This is a genomic window from Blautia liquoris (genome assembly GCF_015159595.1).
GTDB lineage: Bacteria > Bacillota > Clostridia > Lachnospirales > Lachnospiraceae > Novisyntrophococcus > Novisyntrophococcus liquoris.
Window position 1 is genome coordinate 1,801,063 of sequence record NZ_CP063304.1, and the last position, 22,256, is coordinate 1,823,318.

Sequence of the window (22,256 nt, forward strand, 5' to 3'; positions counted from 1 at the left end):
ACAAAATCAAAAACAATTCAACTGGGACTGTTATTTTACTCTGAGGTGTGCTACACTATAAAAATGTGCGTTTATTTTATAAGAAAGTTAGGTATAATATGAATTTTAGTGAATTAAATCTTAGTAATGAAATCCTCAGAGCCGTCCAGGAGATGGGTTATGAGGATGCCACAGATATACAGATCGGTTCCATCCCCTCCATTCTTGAAGGCAAGGATGTAACCGGCCGCTCCAATACAGGAACCGGTAAGACAGCTGCTTTCGGTCTGCCGCTTGTTCAGCGTGCTGCAGATAATCCAGACCGATCCAGTGTGCTGATTTTGGCACCCACCAGGGAGCTGGCTCTTCAGATCACCGGGGAGATGAGGAAATACTCAAAATATATTCCAAATATCAGTGTCGCATGTATCTACGGTGGTCAGCCTATGAATGGACAGATTCATGCACTGAAGAAGGCACGTATCGTAGTCGGAACTCCTGGCCGTATCATGGATCACATGCGCAGAAAAACCTTGAAACTAGATCATCTGAAAACAATCGTACTGGATGAGGCCGACGAAATGCTCAATATGGGGTTCATCGATGATATCAGAACAATACTTCAAAGTACACCCGATGACCGTCAGACTATACTTTTCAGCGCCACGATTTCTCCGGAGATTTTAAAGATTACAAAAGAATTCCAGACGGATCCGTCATTTGTAAAAACTGATAAAGGTCAAAAAACAACGACAAAGATTCATCAAAGCTTCTATTATGTCCCCAAAGACCAAAAAGAAGATGCATTAAAGCTTCTGATTGAATATTCCAAGCCAAAGAAAGCTCTGGTCTTCTGTAATACTAAGCGTATGGTAGATGATCTTGCAGATTCCCTAAGTGAAAGCGGATATCATGCGATCGGTCTGCATGGCGATTTAAAACAAAATCAGAGAAATGCAGTGATGCGTGATTTTAAATCTGGACGCTCCAGAATTCTGGTTGCCACAGATGTCGCTGCCAGAGGAATCGACGTTGACAATGTGGAGGCAGTATTTAATTATGATGTCCCACAGGAACTCGAATATTATATCCATCGGATCGGACGGACGGGGCGTGCCGGACATGAGGGTGCAAGCTATACTCTCGTCTCCGGAAGAATGCAGCTGAACCAGCTTCATATGGTTGAACGATATATCGGTGAAACCATTGAAGAAAGGAAAATCCCCGGGAAAGAGAGTATCCAAAAAAATCAGAGTACCATCTTTGAAGATACCTTAAAGAATGCAGTTGATTCAGGTGTCGATCCAAAATGGCAGGAATTTGTAGAATCTCTGACACAGAAGGGATATTCTGCCGTTGATATCGCTGCAGTCCTCTGCGAAAAAGCACAGAAGAAAAACAAAAGACTCTCCTCCATACATGATATCGAATATCGTCCTGCTCCAAAAAACAGCCGCGGCTACGAAAAAGGCGGCAGTCATAATCGTGGCAGGGGAAACAACCATACCGGACGTTCCTATAAAGGTCATGGCAGTAAAAGCCGTGGCGGAAAAAACTACAGCCGATCAAATAAAAAATATCAAAAAGTAACAGTTACCGATTAAGTGTGTGCAAAAGTTTAGTATCATAAAACAAGACGGGAAACCAGCCAACATATCAACTGCGGCTGATTTCCTGTCTTATTTTAATAATGCTTCCGCTCTATGTCACTCTTCTTCGTCAAGACCCATCGCGATCATCTCCGGTGTGATCGGAAGTTCGCGGAATCTAAGACCTGTGGCATGATACACCGCGTCCGCTATTGCGGGTCCCGGTGTGTTGATTACAATCTCACCGATAGATTTTGCTCCATAGGGACCTGAGTTTTCATAACTGCTTTCAAATTCCACATGGATATCTCCAATATCTTGTCTGGTCGGAATCTTATACTGCATAAATGAATTATTTCTTAGTTTTCCCTTGTCTGTATACTGGATATTCTCATATAACGCCATACCGATTCCCTGTACCAGACCGCCCTCAACTTGAACACGTGCCAGATTGGGATTCACTGTAGTCCCACAGTCCACAACCGCAGCATAATCTATTAATTCAACCTGGCCTGTCTCTTTATCAACTTCTACTTCTGCCGCCCCTGCCATAAACGGAGGGGGAGAAACAGGAGAAGTATGCATCGAAGTGACTTCAAGAGAAATATCATTGCCTGCCATTGATTGATTTCCTATCTCTTTTAATGACAGCCCGGGATATTTTTTTGAATATTCAGCAATCCGCTTCTTTAATTCCCGGCATGCTTTCACAACTGCCTGACCTGTAATGTAAGTAGTGGAAGACGCATACGACCCGCTGTCATAAGGGGATGCATCCGTATCCACGCCGAATACAGTCACGTCATCGAGCGAACAGCCAAGTTCCTCCGCAGCAATCTGTGACAGTATTGTGTCACAGCCGGTTCCCATATCGGATGCACCGATAGATAAGGTATAGAATCCATCATCATTCAATTTGACCGTGGCACTACCCACATCCACATTCGAGATTCCGGATCCCTGCATAGCTATCGCCAGACCGACTCCCCGTACCTTTCCATTTCCCATATCTTTTGAAGGATATTTTTCGTCCCATCCGATCATCTCTTTCACTCGATCCAGACAACGGTCCAACGCACAACTCGTGTTCTTTTCTCCATAATAAGCAGGCATAATCTGCCCTTCCTGCACCATATTGATTCTCCGCAACACGAAAGGATCCATATGCATGTTATCCGCCAGCTCATTAACTGCAGATTCCACCGCAAAGAAGCCTTGAGTAGCTCCATAACCCCGGTATGCTCCCGCAGACATCTGATTCGTATAGACAACATCATAGGCGAATCGAAATGCTTTTGCCTTTCCGTACAACGGGATTGACTTATGTCCCGATAGGCCAACTGTAGTAGGTCCATGTTCTCCGAATGCACCGGTATTGGAGAGAGAATAGACATCAATCGCCTGGATAATTCCCGTTCGGTCTGCACCGATTTTCACCTTCACCTCCATTTCGTGGCGCGGTGAAGAGGCAATCTGGGATTCATATCGACTGAATATAATCTTTGCAGCTTTTCCTGTTTTCATGGTTACTATCGCCGGATAGATTTCAGAAACAGCCGTCTGCTTTGCGCCAAAACCACCGCCGATTCTGGGCTTGCAGACGCGAATCCGAGACTTTTTAATATCAAGCGCATTCGCAAGAATTCTTCTCACATGGAAGGGAATCTGTGTGGAACTTGTCACAATAAGACGCCCATAAGGATCAAGTTTGGTATAAGTTCGAAAAGTCTCCATCATAGCCTGCTGACAGGCTTTTGTGTGATAGGTTCTTTCTACAACATAATCACATGAGTCTAATATGGAATCTACATCACCCTCTGCTTCCATCCCACTAGCACACAAGTTCCGCTTGTTATCCGCACCTACAGGGCATAAAGATATCCAGTTTTCCTCAGGATGAACTATAACCGGATTATCTTTCGCCGTTCTGAAATCAAGTACAGGTTCTAAGATTTCATAGTCAACTTTGATTCTTTTCATCGCCTGATCCACTGCCTTTTTCGTCTCACCCGCAACGATCGCCACAACATCACCGACAAAGCGCAGTTCCTTATCGAGAATCAGTCTATCATACGGACTCGGTTCCGGATAGGTTTGTCCGGCAAGTGTAAAGCGTTTCTGCGGAACATCCTTATATGTCAGAACACATTCGATGCCTGCAACCTGAAGTGCTCTACTGGTGTCAATGGATCTAATCCGTGCATGAGCATGGGGGCTGTGCAAAAGTTTTACAGTCAGACAATGATTTTGCACAACATCATCCATAAAAACAGGCTGACCCGTTACCAACGCCATGGCATCTTTTTTTCTCACTGAATGATTGACTACGCTATAATCATGCTGATTCTTCTGCTGCATGACGTCCCTCCTTTTTTGACTTTATATAATTCCTGATGCTTCGCATCTGTCCCACGAATCCAGAGCATCTGCACAAATTTCCCGCAAGATATTCTTTTATCTCATCATCTGTGGGATCATCAAGTTCTTTCATCATGGCAAGAATATTCATGATAAATCCTGGATTACAGTAACCACACTGATCCGCGCCCTGATCTGCCAGAAATTCTCCGAATTCTCTGGCCTCATCCTGAAGTCCTTCAAGAGTCACGACATGTTTTCCCTCTACCCTTGCGGCCAAGGTTGAACAGGAAAGAACTGGCTCTCCCTCTAGCATGACCGTACAAAGTCCGCAGTTGGCTGTATCACACCCGTATTTGACGCTTTTACAGCCCTGCTCTCTTACAAAATCAAGAAGCAGGGTATCAGATTTAATATGTGCCCTGACTGCCTTCCCATTCAACCACATCTTAATCAACATATTCCTGCCTCCTTAGGATCTAATATATGTAAACTGGCCCTCTTTGTCAGAACATATGCGAGATGGCGCCGATATTCTGCGGAGCCGCGCATATTTGAAGAAGTCAGCACTTCTCTTTTTACCTGCCCTGCCAGTGCCTGAGCATACACTTCAGCCTCAGAATCTATCAGTTTTTGCACGTTCTCATCCGCACGGATAATCATCGCCTTTTGAGGTCTGGCTCCGATTACAACTCTCTGCTCATCTTTATAAAACGATATGGCACAGGCCAACACCGGAAAATCTGTCCTGGTATTGCGGCTGCTCATATAAGCGGTTTTAAGCGGAGTTTTCTTAATAATTATATTTACAATGATGTCATTGTCATAGGGCATATTCGCATATGTCTCAAGTGGCACAATTCCCCCTCTATATAACTGTACACTGGTATCCAGGGCAAGCAGCATGGTAAGAACATCCGAAAAACCAAAACGACCATAGACGCTTCCGCCTACAGTCGCTGTATTCCGAAATTGTATACCAACAATACTGCGAAGACTTTCCCTGATCGCTCCGCATGTATACTGATTCAATGATTTGTTTGTTTCCAGTTCCCGAAGAGGGGTCATGGCACCTATGACGAAAGAATCCTCCCGTTCATCTATCTCTCGGGAGATTACGTCCGAGAGATCAATGGCACACTGCACGGTGTTAGAACTCATTTTCATCCAGAGCATTCCACCCAAAATCCTGTTACTGCGTTTCTGGTTCAGCTGATAAGCCTGTTCCAGACTTTCCGCCCTCACATACTTTTTAATCGTTATCAATTCGCTCGCTCCTTTACCTCGATAGCGCTGTAACGCAACAGCAGTTATAAACCATCTTAAATGATACTTAAAAAAGTCAGAATATGCAATACCCAAATTGAACAAAAGAAAAAACAGGCCGAGCAATATAAACTCAACCTGTCACACACACTTAACTGTTTTCTTCTAAAAGCCCGGGCAATATCTCCAGCCAGTAACCATTCGGATCTTCGATAAAGTAAATTCCCATCTTAGGATTCTCAAAGCAGATACACCCCATCTCTTTGTGAAGTTCATGTGCCTTATCGAAATCATCTACCCGAAAAGCAAGATGAAAATCATTCTCGCCCAGATCGTAAGGTTTATCCCTGTCCCTGTTCCATGTCAGTTCCAGTTCAAAATCCGAAGCATCATTTCCCATATAGACAATGATAAAAGAGCCGTCCTCTGCCGGATGTCTGCGTTTTTCTTTCAGTCCCAGTGCTTTTTCGAAAAATGCCATGGTTTTATCAAGATCATAGACATTATAATTCTCGTGAATCATTTTAAATTTCATCGTGTACCTCCCATAACCGTCTGGTATTGTTCTGCGGACTGCTCTGCAGCCTTACTGTAAGTATATTTTATAACGCTTTGAAAAGCAAGTGAAAATCAAAGATTGTCTGATGTCATTTTATGTATCTTCTTCTGATAACGAAAGACCTCATCACAGGCGGTCTTTGATAACACAAGAACACAGATGAGATTTGGAACAGCCATCAGTGCATTCATGATATCTGAAAAATCCCAGACAACATCCAGTGTACAAACTGCACCCACAAAGGTTGTAAGGGCATACAAGAAGCGGTATATAATACAGTAATCGGGCTTTTTAACAAGAAATTCGAAGGCCTTTTCTCCCTGATATTCCCACCCGATAATCGTCGCAAATGCAAACAAAACGATTCCAATGCTCACAAGAGTTCCGCCCCATCTTCCAAAAGTCGTTGAAAAAGCTGCAATTGTGAGGGCTGCTCCTGTGACCGGGATACCATTTTGATCTGCAATTCCAATAACTCCGGATGCTGCAAGTGCAAGCCCTGTGACCAGGCAGATGACAACCGTGTCAAAAAAGACTCCTGTCATGCTCACATACCCCTGTCTTACCGGATCATCGGTATTCGCAGCGGCCGCACTGATTCCGGCAGCTCCAAGACCGGCTTCGTTCGAAAAGACACCCCGTGATACCCCCCAGCGAAGTGACTGCTGCATAGATGCCACAATTGTTCCACCGGCTCCTCCGGCAATCGCTTTTGGGGAAAATGCCATCTTAATAATCTGAATGATCCCTGCAGGAAGATTTCTGATATTGACAAGTATCACCAAAATTGCACCTGCCATGTAGAACACAGCCATGCAGGGTACTACAATCTGGGTGATTTTGGAAATACTTTTAATTCCTCCTAATATTACCAGTATCGTCAGTATCGTCACGACCAGTCCGCTTAAAGATTCGGATATTCCAAAGGTTTCCTCAAGTGCCAGAGAGATTGAATTCGACTGAGTCATATTTCCCATGCCAAAAGATGCAAGCACGGCAAATAACGCAAATAAAATGCCCAGAATTTTTCCTGCTCTCCTAAAAGGAAAAGCAGTACAAAGTGTGTACATCGGTCCTCCTGAAATCTCACCTTTTTCATTGACGGTTCTATATTTCACGGAGAGGAGACTTTCTGCAAGTTTCGTCGACAGGCCGATTAATGCCGATATCATCATCCACACCAGCGCCCCGGGTCCTCCGAGGACCATAGCAGTGGCCACCCCCACGATATTTCCTGTGCCAATCGTGGCGGCAAGTTCCGTCATCAGAGAAGAAAAGGAGGAAATATCTCCTTCCTTTTGTTCAGTCTCTTTCTCTTTAAAACTCATCACGCTTTTCAGTGCATATCCCAGGTTTCGTATTGGCAAAAAGCGCATTCTGACCATCAGATAGATTCCCGTCCCAAGCATCAGAATCAGCATGGGCGGTCCCCATACCAGATCATCGATTCGTCGAAGTAACGCGGCAGCCTGCTCCATAATTCCCCCTAAGTTAATATCCTCTTATATGATATACAGGCTTATCACAATATATGATTTAATCTTTCTTTGACTTCATCCGGGGCAAATGCCACTTTCACTGCATTCTTCTGCATCTCAACAATCTCTTCATCGGTGATACCACAGAATTGCTGAACAAAATCGATTTCTCTTCCAATTGTCGTATTGCTGACGGTGCGATTATCTGTATTAAGCGTCACCAGAAGTCCCTGATCTATAAATTCGCGGATAGGATAGTCTTCCTTTCTTCGAACAGCCTTTGTCTGAAGATTGCTGATGGGACACATCTCAATTCCTGTGCCTAGTTCTTTTAAGACCGCAATATCCACCGGATGACCACGAAGCGCAATCCCATGTCCAATTCTGGCAGCACCACACTGTACGGCTTCCATGATGTTTTCCAGACTGTTACACTCCCCGGCATGGATGGTAAATGGCATTCCCATCTTTTGAACTTCACCAAACAAAGAAGTAAACTCCCGCATCGGATAAGTGGCTTCATCTCCGGCAAGATCAGCTGCGCAGACTCCTTCGCCCAAAAACTCTCTCGCTGTTTTGATCATACGAAGATTCTGGCTGTCACTATGATGACGCATGGCACATACGATCAGGCCGTATTCGATGTGAAACTCTTTTCTGCCTCGATCAAGGCCTCTCAAAACAGCTTCAATCACCTGCCGGCAACCTACACTCCTGTTCACCGACTGCATGGGGGCCATCCTTACCTCCACATAGATAATGTCATCCATCGACATCTGTCTCATAAAATCATATCCGGCTTCATAAAGTCCCTCTTCTGTCTGAAGAGCCTGCAGGGGAAGATCAAACTTTTCGAGATACTCCGCCAGACTCCTGCAGTCGTCATCTGCCATCAGATCCTGGTCAGAAACTTTTCTCCCGAGAAGTGTTTCGATGCACCCTCTGCTAAGTGACCCGTCAAGATGACAGTGCAATTCAATTTTCGGCAGCCGTTTTATTCTTTCATTCATACACAGCCTCCGATCAATTCAATGGTTTCTGTGACAAGTGTCTGAAAGTCATGGCTTACACGGTCGGCAGTCTCCTGCACTTCTTTATGATTCAGACGCTGATCAGTGATTCCCGCAGCCATGTTTGTGATACAGGATATCCCGCAGACTTTCATGCCCATATGATTGGCAGCTATCGCCTCGCAGACAGTGCTCATACCTGCCGCATCAATTCCTAAACGGCCATACATCTTTATCTCCGACGGTGTTTCATAGGCCGGACCGCGGGACTGCACATAAACACCCTGCCTGATGGGAACACCTGTGTCTTCAGATGCTTTAAGAATGAGATTTCTAAGGTTTTTATCATAGATCTCACTCATATCCGGAAACCTTGGACCGAGCTCTTCCAGATTCGACCCTGTCAGTGGATTCGGTATAAAGGAGGAAATATGGTCCGTGATCATCATAAGATCTCCCGGAGACATACTTTTATTAATTCCGCCGGCCGCATTCGTCAATATAAGAACCCTGGCCCCCAGCATCCCCATAAGTCTGATGGGAAGAACGACATCGCTCATCTCATATCCCTCGTAATAATGAACTCTGCCCTGCATGATAACGACGGGGACACCCCTCACGGTTCCGAACAAAAATCTGCCCTGATGTCCGGGAACGGTTGATATCGGGAATCCTTCTATCTCAGAATAGGAAAGAGTCTGTTCTATCTTCATCTCAGATGCATAATCTCCAAGTCCTGATCCAAGGACCAGTGCCACCTCAGGTTTAAATTTTACTTTCTTTTGGACCACCCGGACACAGTCCTTTAATTTTTCATATACAAGATTCAATCGAACTTCACCTCTCTTTCTCCTTACTTCAGCCTTTCCAGCATGGATGAGCCAATGGTTCCTTCCGGCATCTTTACTTCGAAGTTGTCTGTAATTGTGGCACCGATATCCGCGAACGTGTCTGATTCCGGAAGCCTGCCATAATCTTTCATCGATTTTGAATAAGCCAGAAACGGCACCTTCTCCCTTGTGTGATCCGTTCCCTTATAGGTTGGATCGTTGCCATGGTCTGCAGTGATTATTAACAGATCATCCTCACATAATTCGCCTAGAAGAATACCCAGTTTTTCATCAAAGCGCTCAATTTCCTGCGCATAACCGATGGGGTCTCTGCGGTGTCCCCAAAGAGCATCAAAATCCACCAGATTGACGAAACACAGTCCTGTAAAATCTTCATGCTTTGCGATATCTATGGTCTGTTCCATCCCATATACTGAGCTTTTGGATTTTAAAGCCTTTGTAATTCCCTCACCGACGAAGATATCATTGATTTTGCCGATCGAGATCACATCGAAGTCAGCGTCTTTTAAGGCATTCAATGCTGTTTTTCCAAAAGGTTTTACCGCATAATCATGGCGGTTGCTGGTTCTCTTGAACTCGCCCTTTTTCTTTCCCACATAGGGTCTTGCAATTACCCGTCCGACTTTCCATTCATCTCTCATGGTGAGTTTTCGGGCAATTTCACAGCAGCGATATAATTCTTTCAGATCAAAAGTCTCTTCATTTCCGCAAATCTGAAGAACAGAATCCGCCGATGTATAGACGATCATGTGACCGGTTGCGATCTCTTCCTCGCCGAGTTCATCCAGAATCTCGGTTCCGCTTGCACTTTTATTTCCAATCACTTTATGCCCTGTCTGTTTCTCCAATTCCCGGATCAGTTCCTCTGGAAATCCGTGCTCGGTAAATGTGATAAATGGCTTCTCTGTCTTAAGTCCCATCATCTCCCAGTGTCCGGTCATCGTATCTTTTCCGTTGCTGGCCTCATTCAGTTTCGTGTAATAACCAAGCGGATGCTCAACAGGTTTCACCTGCACAAGGGGATGCATATTGGCAATTCCCATATTCCGAAGATTCGGAATGTGAAATTCCTTTACACTTTCAGAGATATGTCCGATGGTATCCGCACCTGCATCGCCAAAATCAGCAGAATCTTTTGCCTCTCCGGCACCCATGGAATCTACTACAATTAAAAATATTCTCTTATATTTTTTCATATTATTCCTTTCTTTCCCTTCAGGATTGCATTTACTCTATGCAGCCTGCTCCAAATCCCATCGGAAGCATCTCTTTTAAGGTAAATATCTGATACTGATCTATATCGGCTGCCAGAATAATCTGAAATTCTTCCGGTTTACAAAATTCCATCATCACCTGCCGGCATACACCGCAAGGCGGAGTATACGCAGTCGGCTCTTTGGATCTCCCTCCTATGATACAGATTGCTGTAAAATCTGTCACACCTTCACTTACTGCTTTAAAAAAAGCGGTTCTCTCCGCACAATTCGTAGGCGTATAAGCAGCATTCTCAATATTACAGCCCTGATAGATTTTTTGATTTTTGGCAAGTAGTGCCACTCCCACCTTAAAATCAGAGTATGGGGCATACGCAAAATTTCTGGCCTCTATCGCATTCTTAATGAGTTCCTCGATCCTCAAAGAGGACAGTTTGTACGTTTCTGTCATATCTCACCGATCTCCAATCTTCGATCTTCTTTTATAAGATTCCGTATGGCTTCGACAGCTACACGGATTGCCGCGTCGGCATCGTGTACGATGGGATTGTCGAGATGTGCCTTCTCCCTCTCCTGATTTGCAAGAACCAGGAAAACCGATCCCGCACGTACTTTCAGGTAGCTGGCTACGACGAAAAGTGCAGCAGATTCCATCTCTGAGGCCTTGCATCCAAGTTTCATCCATGCTTCCCATTTGTTCAAAAGTTCATATCCCACCGGTTTTGTCTTTGGCGAGTGCTGACCGTAGAAGGAATCCTTGCACTGAACGACCCCTACATGACAATGCGTCCTGAGATCTTTTGCGGCTGCAGCAAGAGCCGTCGTCACATCAAAATCGGGAACAGCCGGGAATTCAATTGGAGCATACTCTCTGCTTGTACCTTCCATTCGAATGGCGCCATTTGCAATTACAAGATCACCGCTCTTGACATCGAGATCCATCCCTCCGCAGGTACCGATACGAATAAAGGTATCGGCACCTGACATCACAAGCTCTTCCATGGCAATTGCCGCAGAAGGTCCGCCAATACCCGTGGAGGTCACAGAGACCATCTCCCCATCTAGTGTCCCTGTGTAAGTGACGAACTCCCTGCTGTCCGCGACAAGAACCGCATTTTCAAGATATTTTGCAATTTTGACACACCGTTTCGGGTCTCCAGGCATAATCACGTATCTTCCGACATCGCCCTTTCCCACCTGAAGATGGTACAACTTTCCTTCCTTTTCCGAATAATTAACCATAGGACCTCTCCTTTCTGAAATTACAAAAAATCTGCAGCCCAAAAGATAAGACTACAGATTTCAAATTGCAATATGCGATCTATCTTACCGGAGGCTCTCCTTTGATAGATCTCACCTCAGCCATCAAACGCTTCGTATCTTCCGGCTCTCCTTTAGCTGCAAGGACAATAGAGCCCTCGGAACCATCTGTGCCGCCTGCTGCAATACACATGCAGCGGACGTCATACAAAGTCTCAAGTGCAGTGATTTCAGTTACTATAGTCGCTCCCATAACGGGAAGCAGTCCGACCTGTTCGCCAATCGAATCTTCGGCATGTTGACCGGCAGTAAATTCTACAGCAGCTCGTACATCAGGAACCAGTTTTTCAAGTCCAATCGGAACGATTAACTCAACGCCTCGCTGCATAACAGGGCCAAAGGCTGCCCCTATCGTACCTCCCATATCATTTCCCGCCAGTATTGCGGCCAGCCCGGTATGATCGATAGCATTCCCGCCTTTGATGAAAATATCCCCGGATACAAGCTTGGGAAGATATTCTTTCCAGTGATTCTGCTCGGGCTCCTTTTTTCCCTTCTTTATCACATAAGGAAATATTCTCGAAGCCTCATCGCTGGAGGAAAGTTTCCCATCGCGGATCATTCCCAGAGTATAGACACTTTTCTTTGGAAATGAGCTTCCCAGCAGCTCTTCGGCGATAAAGGCATTCGTCGTACCGCCTGCGAGTATAATCGTGTTGTTTTTCAACGCATGCTGAACCGATGGAAGTGCCTTTACTCCCCTTGCAATCAGCCTTTTTGACTCACTCGGTGTGAGTGTCACTTCAACTGTCATGGTTTTTGTCCCTCCTTACAAAAGCTGTTTTCTAATCTCCTCAGGTGATTTTGCAGATAACAGTGCAGGTGCAATATCGAATACAGTTCTGGCACCAGACTCACCTTTTTTCGCCAGACGGTAAGCCGCCCTTGCATAGCAGACCAGGATACTCGATGTGAATTCCGGATTTGATTCCAGCTTTAAGGAATATTCCATCATCTCTTTATGGTTATCCTTTCCGGTTTCCCCGCTTCGGATGACAAATCCGCCATGCGGCATCTTGCTGTGCTTCTCTTTTAACTCTTCTTCCGTGATAAACTGAACCGTAGTGTCATATTCTGCAAAATAATTTGGCATGTTCTTGATCGTATCTTCAATCTCTTTTAAATCAGCGCCTTCTTCTGCTGCGACAAAACACTCACGCCGATGCATCTGTCTTGCCGTAAATTTCGGACCACTTCCGCTTCTCACTTCCTCTACTGCCTCGTCCACCGGTACGGTGTATTGAATTGCATTTTTTACGTGTGGAATTCTCCGGATTGCATCCGAATGGCCCTGACTTACGCCCTTACCCCAGAAGGTATACGTGTCTCCCTGCGGAAGAAATGAATCACCAAAAAGTCGATTTAAAGAGAACATTCCGGGATCCCAGCCAACGGAGATGATTCCGATATGGTTTCCCCCCTTTGCAGCCTCATCCATATGATTGTAATATTCCGGAATCTTTGCATGCGTATCGAAACTGTCTATGGTATTAAAATATTTGACAATATCCGGTCCCATCTTCGGAAGATCCGTCGCAGAACCTCCGCAGACGATCATGACATCAATGTCATCTTTCTTCAGATGCAGATCATTCATTGAAAGTACAGAAACACCCTCGCTTACTGTGGAAACCGTCTTTGGGTCTCGCCGTGTAAAAACTGCCACAAGCTCCATATCCGCATTTCTCTCTATCGCCTGTTCTACACCTCTGCCTATATTTCCGTATCCAGCGATACCTATTCTGATTTTTTCCATAACTGTTTATTCCTTTCGTTTCCTGTCACGTGCGATAGTTTCATCTATTGTAACTATAGTCAATTATATCGGATTTTCAGGAAAACCGCAATACCGGTATGGCTCAGCGATAGGACTGATATCCATGTTTTAGGATTTTTCTCAGATCTTTTTTGGACATTGTATCCACTCTTTTTTGAAAAGCAGAGTAATTCGTCTCTTTTGCTTCCATGTCATTGATAATTTTGGAGATAATTTCCTTCTGATTCATATGATGTTTCTCAAAGATATTTCTTGAATAGACGTTGTCTGCATGATAGCCTCTTTTCTCGAGGTCTGCATTCACAGCCACCAGTGATTCCAGCTCCCGGACACCGCCGGTTACCGCGATAAAGATATAATTGCTTTTATTCATCACCATTCTTGGAATAACATTTCTCAAACTGGGATAATTCTTTTCCTTTTCACTTTCAAAAATAAAACCAACATTCGGATTGCTTTCATAGATAAAGGTCTGCTGCTGAAAGTCCGATGCTTTTTGTATTGAGATGTTTTCGTGTTCAGCAAGCTTTTCTGCCAGCGCTGTACAGGCAGGCCTTGCGTCTTCATAATATATCGTACAACCTTCCATAATCATTTCTCCTAATCCATCTGTATTTATTGATCATATCTATCTATAATTATAGTCTTTTTCTGGTCAAAGTCAATAAAAGATGGCTGAGGTACTATGATACACCTCAACCATCTTTCTTCTGAAGGGTCAGCCTCCGATTGCATTCATATCTCTGGCGGAATCTGAGCGGCTTTCATAAGACAATGTCTTATGGCGGGCAGGTTTGTTGTACATAGCCTGACGCAGTGCTTCTTTTAGTTCTTCCCCATGAAGTCCCCTGACTAGGATCTCCTCTTTTGAATGAAGACAAGGTTTCAGATGGCCGTCAGCTGTCAGCCGAATGCGGTTACATTCAGTGCAGAAGTGATTACTCAAGGGGGAAATCAGTCCAATCTTTCCTTTCGCCCCCCAAAGAGAATACACTCTTGCGACACCGTCTTCTCGGTGAACGGACTTAAGATCCGGGAGATAATCTGATACGATACTGTCTGACACATATGCTTCTTTACCAAAGGGATGCGTATGTCCGATCGGCATCAACTCGATAAACCGAAGTTCCAGATCATATTTTCTAGTCAGGTCCGCAAGTGCTGGTATCTCGTCGACATTAAATCCGCCCACTAACACGGTATTAATTTTAATCTTCATTCCACACTCAGCTGCCGCCCGAATGCCATCTAAAGTATCCTGAAGATGACCGCCTCTTGTGATATATCTGAATTTTTCTTCATTCAACGTATCAAGGCTGATATTTACACGCTTTAGGCCTGCCTCTTTCAAGTCCATTGCAATTGGTGCCAGAAGGGAAGCATTTGTCGTGATTGCAAGGTCTTCCACACCGGGCAGACTGCCAAGTGCACGGATCAGTGATACAACATTCTTTCTGATTAGCGGTTCGCCACCCGTAACCCGGATCTTTCGGATGCCAAGTTCGGTCGCGGCTTTCGCAATTTCTATAATTTCCTCATGGGATAGTATATCCTCGTGGGTAAGTTTGCAGACTCCCTCCTTTGGCATGCAATACATACATCGGTAGTTGCATAAATCAGCGATTGAAATTCTGAGATAATCTATCGTTCGTCCAAATTGGTCTTTCAATGGTATTCCTTTCCCGCATGCAAAAACATGCAAATGGATTTCGTAAAACTCAAACTAATTATACCATTTCGGAACAGTTTTGCAATGTCATCCATCTATCACTCAAGTTATGTCTTTGTTTCATTCCGTATGAATATCTCTTTTTGGTTGACAGGATGTTCCCGTAATTTTATACTGTATTATATCAAAAATATATAGCACACACAAGGAGATATCAGATGACATTACAGGAATTTTTTAAGGAGAACCCCAAAGTTGCGATTGCATTTTCAGGGGGGGTGGACTCCTCTTATCTTTTATATGCAGCGCAGACATCTGGTGCGGACACAAAAGCCTATTTCGTAAAAGGGGCATTCCAGCCTCAGTTTGAACTTGACGATGCCAAAAGACTGGCAAAGGAGATTGGTGTTCCCATGACTATACTCCCGGTCGATGTCCTGGCAAATGACACGGTAACCGCCAATCCGTCAAATCGCTGTTACTACTGCAAACAGACAGTCTTTGGTCTGATTCAGGAAACGGCGGCAAAAGACGGTTTTCATACCCTGCTAGATGGGACAAATGCCTCAGATGACGCTGCCGATCGCCCTGGAATGAAAGCTTTAGAGGAACTGCAGGTACGTTCACCCTTGAGGGAGGCAGGGCTTACGAAGGATGAGATTCGACGGCTCTCAAAAGAGGCAGGCCTTTTCACCTGGGACAAACCAAGCTATGCCTGTCTTGCGACCAGAATTCCAACCGGTCAAAAAATCACAAAAGAAGAACTGGATCGTGTCTCTCACAGTGAAACCTTCCTGATGCAGCTAGGTTTTTGCAATTTCCGCGTGCGTACAGTTGGAAATGACGCCAAGATACAGGTAACAAAAGATCAGCTGGATTTGCTGCTAAAACACAGAGAACAGATCCTAAAGGAACTGCAGCCACTGTATGACAATATTCTGTTGGATCTGGTCACGCGCTAGACATTCCATTCACAGTCCTGTCATTTCAGCAAGCCTCAATTTCTTTGATACTGAATTCATTTCCGGTTAAGAGATAGGTCTGATCACCTCCACAGTAAGGACAGATTTTTTTATATTCCAACGTGGAATAAGTTTTTTCGCATTCCTCACAATACGTCACTGCCCCAACTGGTTCTATCTTTAACTCCGCCTTTCTTAAAAGTTCGGACTTCTCCCGGAAATATCGCCAGCAATCTGTCAGATAAGAGGGTATGACCCCGCTCACCTCACCGATCTGCAGCGTAACAGACGCTATCTTCGAAATCTTCTCTTCTCTGGACAAATCGTCCAGGATTCTGCCCACGTGAATCACTAGTCCTAACTCATGCATAAACACACCTCTTATCTCTTTCGATATTCAATATATCGCTGCGCTGCTCTGCCCGGCCGATCAGGATGTCTCTTTCCTCTTGTTTCGGATAATCCTAATCTGCCGTTTCATCGCATAGGGCAGAACTTCTTTGATTTTATCCTCACTTCGCGCCATATGGCTGGCATCAGGTATCTCACGATTTAAGTGTATTGCGTCGAATTCGCACTTTGTCGTGCAGACACCGCAGCCAATACAGCGGTTCGGATCCACAACCGAGGCTCCGCATCCCAGACAACGGCTAGTCTCAGCCTTCAATTGCTCTTCCGTAAATGGCACACGTGTGTCGTCAAATGTTGATTTCGGATCAATACCGGCTCTGTATGTCACATTCTGACGCGGCGGTTTGTCATAACTTTCTTTCGGTATCTGCAGATTCTCCTTATCCAGTTCCCGGAACTCTCTGCGGTTTCGTCCGATGGTAAGACTCTGCCCCTCATGGACAAACCTGTGGATGGAAATTGCTCCTTCTTTTCCGGCTGCTATCGCATCAATGGCAAATTTGGGACCCGTATATACGTCCCCACCGACAAATACATCTGGCTGATTTGTCTGATAGGTAAGCGGATCAGCCACCGCACCATCTCCTCTGCCGAATTCTACAGCACTGCCATCCATAAGACCTCCCCACTGGATGCTCTGTCCGATGCTCATCAGTATATTTTCACATTCTACTGTGATCAGGTCATTTTCATCGTATTTTGGATCAAAATGTCCCTTTTCATCAAATACAGAAATGCACTTTTTCAAGATGATTCCTTTTACTGTTCCTTCTTCTATGAGAACCTCTTTTGGACCCCATCCATTGTGAATAGCCACTCCCTCTTTCATAGCCTCTTCTTGTTCTTCTTTTGCCGCAGGCATGATATCGCGGCCTTCCAAACAGTACAGAGAAACAGCAAAAGATCCCGCGCGTACGGCACTTCTCGCAACGTCGATGGCCACATTACCACCTCCGATGACAACCGTACGGCCATCAAGCTTTGTACTCTCATCCTGATTTACCTGGTGTAAGAAATCAACACCAGTCCATACACCTTTGGCATCTTCACCACTCACATTCGCATATCTCCCGCCCTGACATCCGATTGCAGCATAGAATGCCTGATAGCCGTCAGCGCGAAGATTGTCAAGTGTGATATCTTTTCCAATTTCAACACCACATTCAAATCTGACACCCATTGCCCGCAGCACGTCAATCTCTGCAGCCAGGACATCCTTTTCCAGACGAAATCTCGGAATCCCATATTCCAGCATACCGCCCGGCTTTTTATTTTTCTCGAATACAGTCACGGGATAGCCTTTCTGTGCAAGATAAAATGCACAACTCATTCCAGCGGGGCCCGCCCCGATCACTGCGATTTTCTCCGTGAATGGCTTTCCCGTTTGATTGATCATCGGCGGTATATATCGGGTTTTTGAGTTTAGTTCCTGCATGGCGATAAACTTTTTAATTTCATCGATTGACACGGCCTGATCGACGGTTCCACGCGTACAGGCATCCTCACATCTGTGGTTGCAGATACTTCCACATACTGCCGGAAATGGATTTTCCTTTTTAATCAGTTTCAGAGCATCCAGATAGCGTCCCTCCGATGCCATCTTGATATACCCCTGAACTGCAATATGGGCCGGGCAGTTTGCCTTACAAGGAGAAGTTCCCGTATCATAGCAATTCATCTGATTGTCATCCCGGTAACTGTCATTCCATTTCTCTGGTCCCCACTTTACCGCATCCGGAAGTTCCTGCCTCGGATATTCTACCGCACCGTCTTTGCTACAAAGCTTTTGTCCAAGCTTTACAGCACCGGCCGGACAGTATTCTACACACTGACCACAGGCAACGCAATTTTCGGGATCCACTTTCGCTATGTATGCAGAACGTGAAAGATTCGGCGTGTTGAAGAGCTGTGAGGTGCGCAGCCCATAACAGGAACAGACGCAGCAGTTACAAATGGCAAAGATCTTATCCTCCCCGTCAATATTCGTGATCTGATGGACAAGTCCGTTGTCTTCTGCACGTTGTAAGATTTCCATCACCTCATCACGGTCAATGTAACGTCCTTTTCCGGTCTCGACAAGATATTCTGCCATATCACCCAGACCAATACACATATCTTCTTCAAGATGGCCACATCCCTCTCCCATGATCCTTCTTGATCTTCTGCAGGAACAGTCACCGACGGCATACTGGCCGTTATATTTATCCAGCCAGTGAGAGATATGTTCAATACTCACAGACTCCTGTGCGGATGGAATTGCCTTTTCTACCGGAATCACATGCATCCCGACCCCCGCACCCCCGGGAGGAACCATCGGTGCCACTTTCACAAGCGGCAGCAGTGACATGTCATAGAAGAATTTTGCAACCTCGGGATGCTTTTCTGTCTGTTCCCGGTTCATATTCATAAACTCTGCACTTCCGGGGACAAACATCGGCAGCACATACTGTTTATGATGATCTTCATTTTCACGATTGAATTCCAAAACACCGATCACACACATCTCATGCAAAACTTCTTTCGTATGCCGGAGATCTATCTTATTTTTCTTAGCGATTTGCTCTGCCGTCATGGGTTTTCTGACTTTCATGGACAGAGCAATCCCCGCCATCTCATCCGTAAGAACCGACGCCAGCCCCCAATACTCCGGATCATCGACAGTCACCTTATGCCCGATCCGGTTAGTGACCTTTTGACCCAGCTTCAGGATCAATTTTCTTTCCTTATCCATATGCGAACCTCCTTCATAGATCAAGAACGACATCTGGTCATACCAGTGTCTGTTATCTATTTAACATTATATCATTATGCATATATAACGTCAATCATTCGAAAGTTCTTTATATGTTTTAACAAGTAATTTCAAGAAATTGATCTTGAATTTTTGTAGCTTTTATTATAAAATAGATTTGTGGTATCTGGTATAGCCAGGACCATAAAGGAGAAAAATATTTATGGATTTTACAAGAATTGTCGCACCTTCAATGAAAGATTTATTCGTTCAGCAGCTGGAGGAAAAAATTTTATCCGGGGAGTTAAAGATCGGAAGCAAACTGCCGCCTGAGAGAGAATTATCTGAAAAGATGAAAGTCAGCCGTGCGGTTGTAAATAATGGCTTGAATGAGTTAAAGCAAAAAGGTTTTTTGGAAATACATCCTCGTCAGGGTACTTTCATTGCTGATTATAGTAAGAATGGAAATTTGCAGACTTTAATTGCGTTATTGGAATATCGTGGGAACCGCCTGGAACATTCCGAAATTCGGGCAATAATCGAAGTGCGAACTGCTCTGGAACAACTTTCCGCTGAACTTGTCATCGAATACGCCTCTGATAGCGAGATTTATGATCTCGAACAGACGGCGAAAACGATGGTTCACACCGATTCCAATCGGGAAGCATCTGAGATTGCTTTTAAATATCATCACCAGCTTGCTTATCTTAGCCAAAATACCGTTCTGACCTTGATTTATTCGTCTTTCCAGGATATTGTGACTAGCCTTTGGGAAAGATACTGCGATCTTTACGGCAGTGCACCGCTGCTTGCGAACATCATGAAACTTCAGGGCTACTTAAAAAGAAGAGATAAGGACGGGGCTTGTGCATGGATACGCCAATATTTGGGCGTGGCAATGGAGTGCCTGTGAACCCTTGTTTTTTCTATCTCTGTGGTATTTCAACCGTAAAGCAGCTCCCCTTTGCCTCCTCACGTTCTGCTTTTATCGTCCCGCCATGTGCCGTCACAATTGATTTTGTGATCGCCAGGCCGATTCCTGCACCTCCGGTTTTCCGGTTTCTGGATTTATCTGTGCGGTAAAAGCGATCAAAAATCAGATCCAGTTCATCTTCCTCAATGCCAATTCCATTATCCCTGACTTTTATAAATGCGTGATCTCCCTGACTGTATACAAAAATTTCGACCATCCCTGTTCCATCGTTTGGGGGCGTATATTTTACAGCATTTGACAGCAGATTTGTCACTACCTGAGCCATCCTCTCACGGTCAGCACAGACAATCGCAGGAGATCCGGAGGCCTGAATCTTGATCCCCTGTTTTTTTGCCTGTGCCTCCCATGAAGGAACGATGCTCTCCACCAGTTCCCACAGATCTACAGATTCAAGGCTCAACTGTCTGTTACTGCTTTCGCTCTTCTCGAGAAGTTCCAGATCCTTTACGATAGATCCGAGACGTTCCACCTCCTCGTGGCAGCTCTTCAGTCTCTCCTCGGTCGGTTCCCAGATCCCACTTGTCATGGCCTCCAGATGTGTCCCGAGGGATGTCAGAGGCGTGCGAAGCTCATGTGCGATGTCCGAGGTCAGCTGACGTCTGGAGCGTTCCTGATCATAGAGTGCCGAAGAGAGACGGTTCACGGCATTTATCAACTCATATAGTTCCCTCGTATCTGTCTCGGATTCTATGACAATTCCATACTCTCCGCCGGCGATTCTCCCTGCCGCTTTTGAGGCTTTTGATATCGGACTTACAATACGACGGGCAAGCAACAGGCCTGTCACAATGGATACCGCAAATGCCACAAGACTGATCAATAATACGACAATATTTAAAGCGCGTATAAAATGGAAATCACTCTCACTGAAGAAATATGGCCCATAAGATTTAATAGATACGTACCCGACCCTCGACCCATTATATACAAGATCGTAATGATGAGTTGTAAAATCGCCGAACGTTTTTGCCTTATTCATACGAGTCGAGATATCTCTCATAACCTGTGAACAGAGCGCCATATCGTGATTCTCTGCATCCCAGATCACTTTTCCCTCATTATCGTACAGTTTGAGAATATAACCGTCATAAAGAGAATACATGCCGACCGCATGAATATACTCCTGATTCCATGTCTTTGTAATCACATCCCACTGACCGGATAGATCGGAGACGATATTTTCACTTCTTGCTTTCTCCTGATCTTGAATATAAGATGCAAACTGTCTACTTATAACAAAATTTGCCAGAATTCCGGTCAGTCCGATCACAAGTAGGAGGACTGTAAGTATAGTAAGAGACAACTGTGCACTCAAGCCTCTTTTTTTTGGTTTACTTTGCATCGTTTCCTCCAAACTTATATCCAAGACGATGAACAGTGCGTATATACACAGGATTCTTCGGGTCATCTTCAATCTTCTGTCTGAGATTCTTGATGTGACTGTCGACCGCACGGTCATACCCGTCAAAATCATCTCCGAGGGCCAGATTGATCAGCTCCGAGCGTGTAAATACTTTCCCTGCGTATTTCACAAACGTTGCAAGAAGTTTCATCTCTGTCGCAGTCAGCATCACCTCTTTGTCTTTTTTTCGCACAATCCCCTGATCAAAATCGACAAACAGATCTCCCTCCCCAAACGAGTTTCGTGTTGTCAGAGGAATGAGATCATCCCCGGAACGCCGAAGAAGAGCCGCCGACCGCGCCGACAGCTCCTTCAAACTAAAAGGTTTCGTGATATAATCGTCTGCTCCCATGTCAAAGCCGTGCAAAAGATCATCCTCTCTGACTTTTGCGGTCAACATGATAATCGGAACACGTGAATGCTGCCTGATCCTACGGCAGACCTCTTCGCCTGAGATGTCAGGGAGCATGAGATCCAGAATAATCAAAGAAAGATTTTCTCTCTCACTGATCTCAAGAGCCGTGCGGCCATTCCCGGCCTGAAAGGTCTTGAACCCTTTGCTTTCATACAAAGCGTGCAACACTTCCATTATCTTGGGCTCATCATCCACAAGCAGTATATTTTTCATCATGAAACCTCCCATGAAAAATCATATTTTAAATATCATACGTCCCCATTGCGGCTCC

General features: G+C 45.0%; 21 protein-coding genes. 3 read left to right on the forward strand and 18 right to left on the reverse strand.

Annotated elements, in window-relative coordinates:
* Positions 1 to 98 precede the first annotated feature (98 nt).
* The gene (locus tag INP51_RS08305) at positions 99 to 1,583 is read left to right on the forward strand and encodes a DEAD/DEAH box helicase (RefSeq protein ID WP_193734422.1); all 1,485 of its coding nucleotides are present in this window, start codon (positions 99 to 101) and stop codon (positions 1,581 to 1,583) included.
* Between the two features lie 102 nt (positions 1,584 to 1,685).
* Here the strand turns inward: INP51_RS08305 and INP51_RS08310 are convergent, their stop codons facing one another.
* From INP51_RS08310 to moaA, 14 genes are all read right to left on the reverse strand, one after another.
* Positions 1,686 to 3,926, reverse strand: a complete 2,241-nt coding sequence (locus INP51_RS08310) for a xanthine dehydrogenase family protein molybdopterin-binding subunit (RefSeq protein ID WP_230406748.1) — start codon at positions 3,924 to 3,926, stop codon at positions 1,686 to 1,688.
* Positions 3,904 to 4,386 carry a (2Fe-2S)-binding protein gene (locus INP51_RS08315; RefSeq protein WP_193734423.1) on the reverse strand — a complete coding sequence of 161 codons (483 nt, stop codon included), beginning with the start codon at positions 4,384 to 4,386 and terminating at the stop codon, positions 3,904 to 3,906. The genes INP51_RS08310 and INP51_RS08315 overlap by 23 nt, the downstream gene beginning before the upstream one ends.
* Positions 4,380 to 5,192, reverse strand: a complete 813-nt coding sequence (locus tag INP51_RS08320) for an FAD binding domain-containing protein (protein WP_193734424.1) — start codon at positions 5,190 to 5,192, stop codon at positions 4,380 to 4,382. Before INP51_RS08320 ends, INP51_RS08315 begins: the two co-directional genes overlap by 7 nt.
* Before the next feature lie 151 nt (positions 5,193 to 5,343).
* Positions 5,344 to 5,727 carry a VOC family protein gene (locus INP51_RS08325; RefSeq protein WP_193734425.1) on the reverse strand — a complete coding sequence of 128 codons (384 nt, stop codon included), beginning with the start codon at positions 5,725 to 5,727 and terminating at the stop codon, positions 5,344 to 5,346.
* 95 nt (positions 5,728 to 5,822) lie between these two features.
* The gene (locus tag INP51_RS08330; RefSeq protein WP_193734426.1) at positions 5,823 to 7,229 is read right to left on the reverse strand and encodes an alanine/glycine:cation symporter family protein; all 1,407 of its coding nucleotides are present in this window, start codon (positions 7,227 to 7,229) and stop codon (positions 5,823 to 5,825) included.
* A gap of 44 nt (positions 7,230 to 7,273) precedes the next feature.
* Positions 7,274 to 8,239 (reverse strand): adenosine deaminase, encoded by a 966-nt coding sequence (add, locus tag INP51_RS08335; protein ID WP_193734427.1) that lies wholly within the window; start codon positions 8,237 to 8,239, stop codon positions 7,274 to 7,276.
* Positions 8,236 to 9,069, reverse strand: coding sequence for a purine-nucleoside phosphorylase (locus INP51_RS08340; protein ID WP_193734428.1), 834 nt, complete (start codon positions 9,067 to 9,069; stop codon positions 8,236 to 8,238). The genes add and INP51_RS08340 overlap by 4 nt, the downstream gene beginning before the upstream one ends.
* 23 nt (positions 9,070 to 9,092) lie before the next feature.
* Positions 9,093 to 10,286 carry a phosphopentomutase gene (locus INP51_RS08345; protein ID WP_193734429.1) on the reverse strand — a complete coding sequence of 398 codons (1,194 nt, stop codon included), beginning with the start codon at positions 10,284 to 10,286 and terminating at the stop codon, positions 9,093 to 9,095.
* Between the two features lie 31 nt (positions 10,287 to 10,317).
* Complete coding sequence (locus INP51_RS08350) at positions 10,318 to 10,755, reverse strand: cytidine deaminase (protein WP_193734430.1); 438 nt, start codon at positions 10,753 to 10,755, stop codon at positions 10,318 to 10,320.
* Positions 10,752 to 11,546 (reverse strand): uridine phosphorylase, encoded by a 795-nt coding sequence (gene udp / locus INP51_RS08355; RefSeq protein ID WP_193734431.1) that lies wholly within the window; start codon positions 11,544 to 11,546, stop codon positions 10,752 to 10,754. Before udp ends, INP51_RS08350 begins: the two co-directional genes overlap by 4 nt.
* Positions 11,547 to 11,625: 79 nt before the next feature.
* Positions 11,626 to 12,378: a hypothetical protein gene (locus INP51_RS08360; protein WP_193734432.1), complete on the reverse strand. Its 753-nt coding sequence runs from the start codon at positions 12,376 to 12,378 to the stop codon at positions 11,626 to 11,628.
* A gap of 15 nt (positions 12,379 to 12,393) precedes the next feature.
* Positions 12,394 to 13,380: a diaminopimelate dehydrogenase gene (locus INP51_RS08365; RefSeq protein WP_193734433.1), complete on the reverse strand. Its 987-nt coding sequence runs from the start codon at positions 13,378 to 13,380 to the stop codon at positions 12,394 to 12,396.
* Positions 13,381 to 13,483: 103 nt separating this feature from the next.
* Complete coding sequence (locus INP51_RS08370) at positions 13,484 to 13,990, reverse strand: hypothetical protein (RefSeq protein WP_193734434.1); 507 nt, start codon at positions 13,988 to 13,990, stop codon at positions 13,484 to 13,486.
* 129 nt (positions 13,991 to 14,119) lie between these two features.
* Entirely contained in the window at positions 14,120 to 15,070 is a 951-nt protein-coding gene (gene moaA, locus INP51_RS08375; protein ID WP_193734435.1) for a GTP 3',8-cyclase MoaA, read from the reverse strand.
* 218 nt (positions 15,071 to 15,288) lie between these two features.
* On the opposite strand from moaA, the gene larE reads away from it, so the two are divergent.
* Positions 15,289 to 16,032: an ATP-dependent sacrificial sulfur transferase LarE gene (gene larE / locus INP51_RS08380; protein ID WP_193734436.1), complete on the forward strand. Its 744-nt coding sequence runs from the start codon at positions 15,289 to 15,291 to the stop codon at positions 16,030 to 16,032.
* Between the two features lie 25 nt (positions 16,033 to 16,057).
* On the opposite strand, the gene INP51_RS08385 is transcribed toward larE, so the two are convergent.
* Together INP51_RS08385 and INP51_RS08390 are read right to left on the reverse strand one after the other, a co-directional pair.
* The gene (locus INP51_RS08385; protein ID WP_193734437.1) at positions 16,058 to 16,402 is read right to left on the reverse strand and encodes a hydrogenase maturation nickel metallochaperone HypA; all 345 of its coding nucleotides are present in this window, start codon (positions 16,400 to 16,402) and stop codon (positions 16,058 to 16,060) included.
* 60 nt (positions 16,403 to 16,462) lie between these two features.
* Positions 16,463 to 19,174 (reverse strand): FAD-dependent oxidoreductase, encoded by a 2,712-nt coding sequence (locus tag INP51_RS08390; protein ID WP_193734438.1) that lies wholly within the window; start codon positions 19,172 to 19,174, stop codon positions 16,463 to 16,465.
* 223 nt (positions 19,175 to 19,397) lie between these two features.
* Between INP51_RS08390 and INP51_RS08395 the strand changes: the two genes are divergently transcribed.
* Entirely contained in the window at positions 19,398 to 20,087 is a 690-nt protein-coding gene (locus INP51_RS08395) for a FadR/GntR family transcriptional regulator (RefSeq protein ID WP_193734439.1), read from the forward strand.
* A 13-nt stretch (positions 20,088 to 20,100) separates the two neighbouring features.
* Here INP51_RS08395 and INP51_RS08400 read toward each other — a convergent pair whose 3' ends face one another.
* Positions 20,101 to 21,510, reverse strand: coding sequence for a sensor histidine kinase (locus INP51_RS08400; RefSeq protein ID WP_193734440.1), 1,410 nt, complete (start codon positions 21,508 to 21,510; stop codon positions 20,101 to 20,103).
* Entirely contained in the window at positions 21,500 to 22,201 is a 702-nt protein-coding gene (locus tag INP51_RS08405) for a response regulator transcription factor (RefSeq protein WP_193734441.1), read from the reverse strand. Before INP51_RS08405 ends, INP51_RS08400 begins: the two co-directional genes overlap by 11 nt.
* Positions 22,202 to 22,256: the final 55 nt, after the last annotated feature.

Coding starts and splice junctions, on each gene's coding strand:
- INP51_RS08310 (WP_230406748.1), bottom strand. CDS start 3,926: ATGCAGCAGAAGAATCAGCATGATTATAGCGTAGTCAATCATTCAGTG.
- INP51_RS08325 (WP_193734425.1), bottom strand. CDS start 5,727: ATGAAATTTAAAATGATTCACGAGAATTATAATGTCTATGATCTTGAT.
- INP51_RS08315 (WP_193734423.1), bottom strand. CDS start 4,386: ATGTTGATTAAGATGTGGTTGAATGGGAAGGCAGTCAGGGCACATATT.
- INP51_RS08305 (WP_193734422.1), top strand. CDS start 99: ATGAATTTTAGTGAATTAAATCTTAGTAATGAAATCCTCAGAGCCGTC.
- add (WP_193734427.1), bottom strand. CDS start 8,239: ATGAATGAAAGAATAAAACGGCTGCCGAAAATTGAATTGCACTGTCAT.
- INP51_RS08345 (WP_193734429.1), bottom strand. CDS start 10,286: ATGAAAAAATATAAGAGAATATTTTTAATTGTAGTAGATTCCATGGGT.
- INP51_RS08395 (WP_193734439.1), top strand. CDS start 19,398: ATGGATTTTACAAGAATTGTCGCACCTTCAATGAAAGATTTATTCGTT.
- udp (WP_193734431.1), bottom strand. CDS start 11,546: ATGGTTAATTATTCGGAAAAGGAAGGAAAGTTGTACCATCTTCAGGTG.
- INP51_RS08390 (WP_193734438.1), bottom strand. CDS start 19,174: ATGGATAAGGAAAGAAAATTGATCCTGAAGCTGGGTCAAAAGGTCACT.
- INP51_RS08330 (WP_193734426.1), bottom strand. CDS start 7,229: ATGGAGCAGGCTGCCGCGTTACTTCGACGAATCGATGATCTGGTATGG.
- larE (WP_193734436.1), top strand. CDS start 15,289: ATGACATTACAGGAATTTTTTAAGGAGAACCCCAAAGTTGCGATTGCA.
- INP51_RS08370 (WP_193734434.1), bottom strand. CDS start 13,990: ATGGAAGGTTGTACGATATATTATGAAGACGCAAGGCCTGCCTGTACA.
- INP51_RS08350 (WP_193734430.1), bottom strand. CDS start 10,755: ATGACAGAAACGTACAAACTGTCCTCTTTGAGGATCGAGGAACTCATT.
- INP51_RS08385 (WP_193734437.1), bottom strand. CDS start 16,402: ATGCATGAGTTAGGACTAGTGATTCACGTGGGCAGAATCCTGGACGAT.
- INP51_RS08400 (WP_193734440.1), bottom strand. CDS start 21,510: ATGCAAAGTAAACCAAAAAAAAGAGGCTTGAGTGCACAGTTGTCTCTT.
- INP51_RS08365 (WP_193734433.1), bottom strand. CDS start 13,380: ATGGAAAAAATCAGAATAGGTATCGCTGGATACGGAAATATAGGCAGA.
- INP51_RS08360 (WP_193734432.1), bottom strand. CDS start 12,378: ATGACAGTTGAAGTGACACTCACACCGAGTGAGTCAAAAAGGCTGATT.
- INP51_RS08405 (WP_193734441.1), bottom strand. CDS start 22,201: ATGATGAAAAATATACTGCTTGTGGATGATGAGCCCAAGATAATGGAA.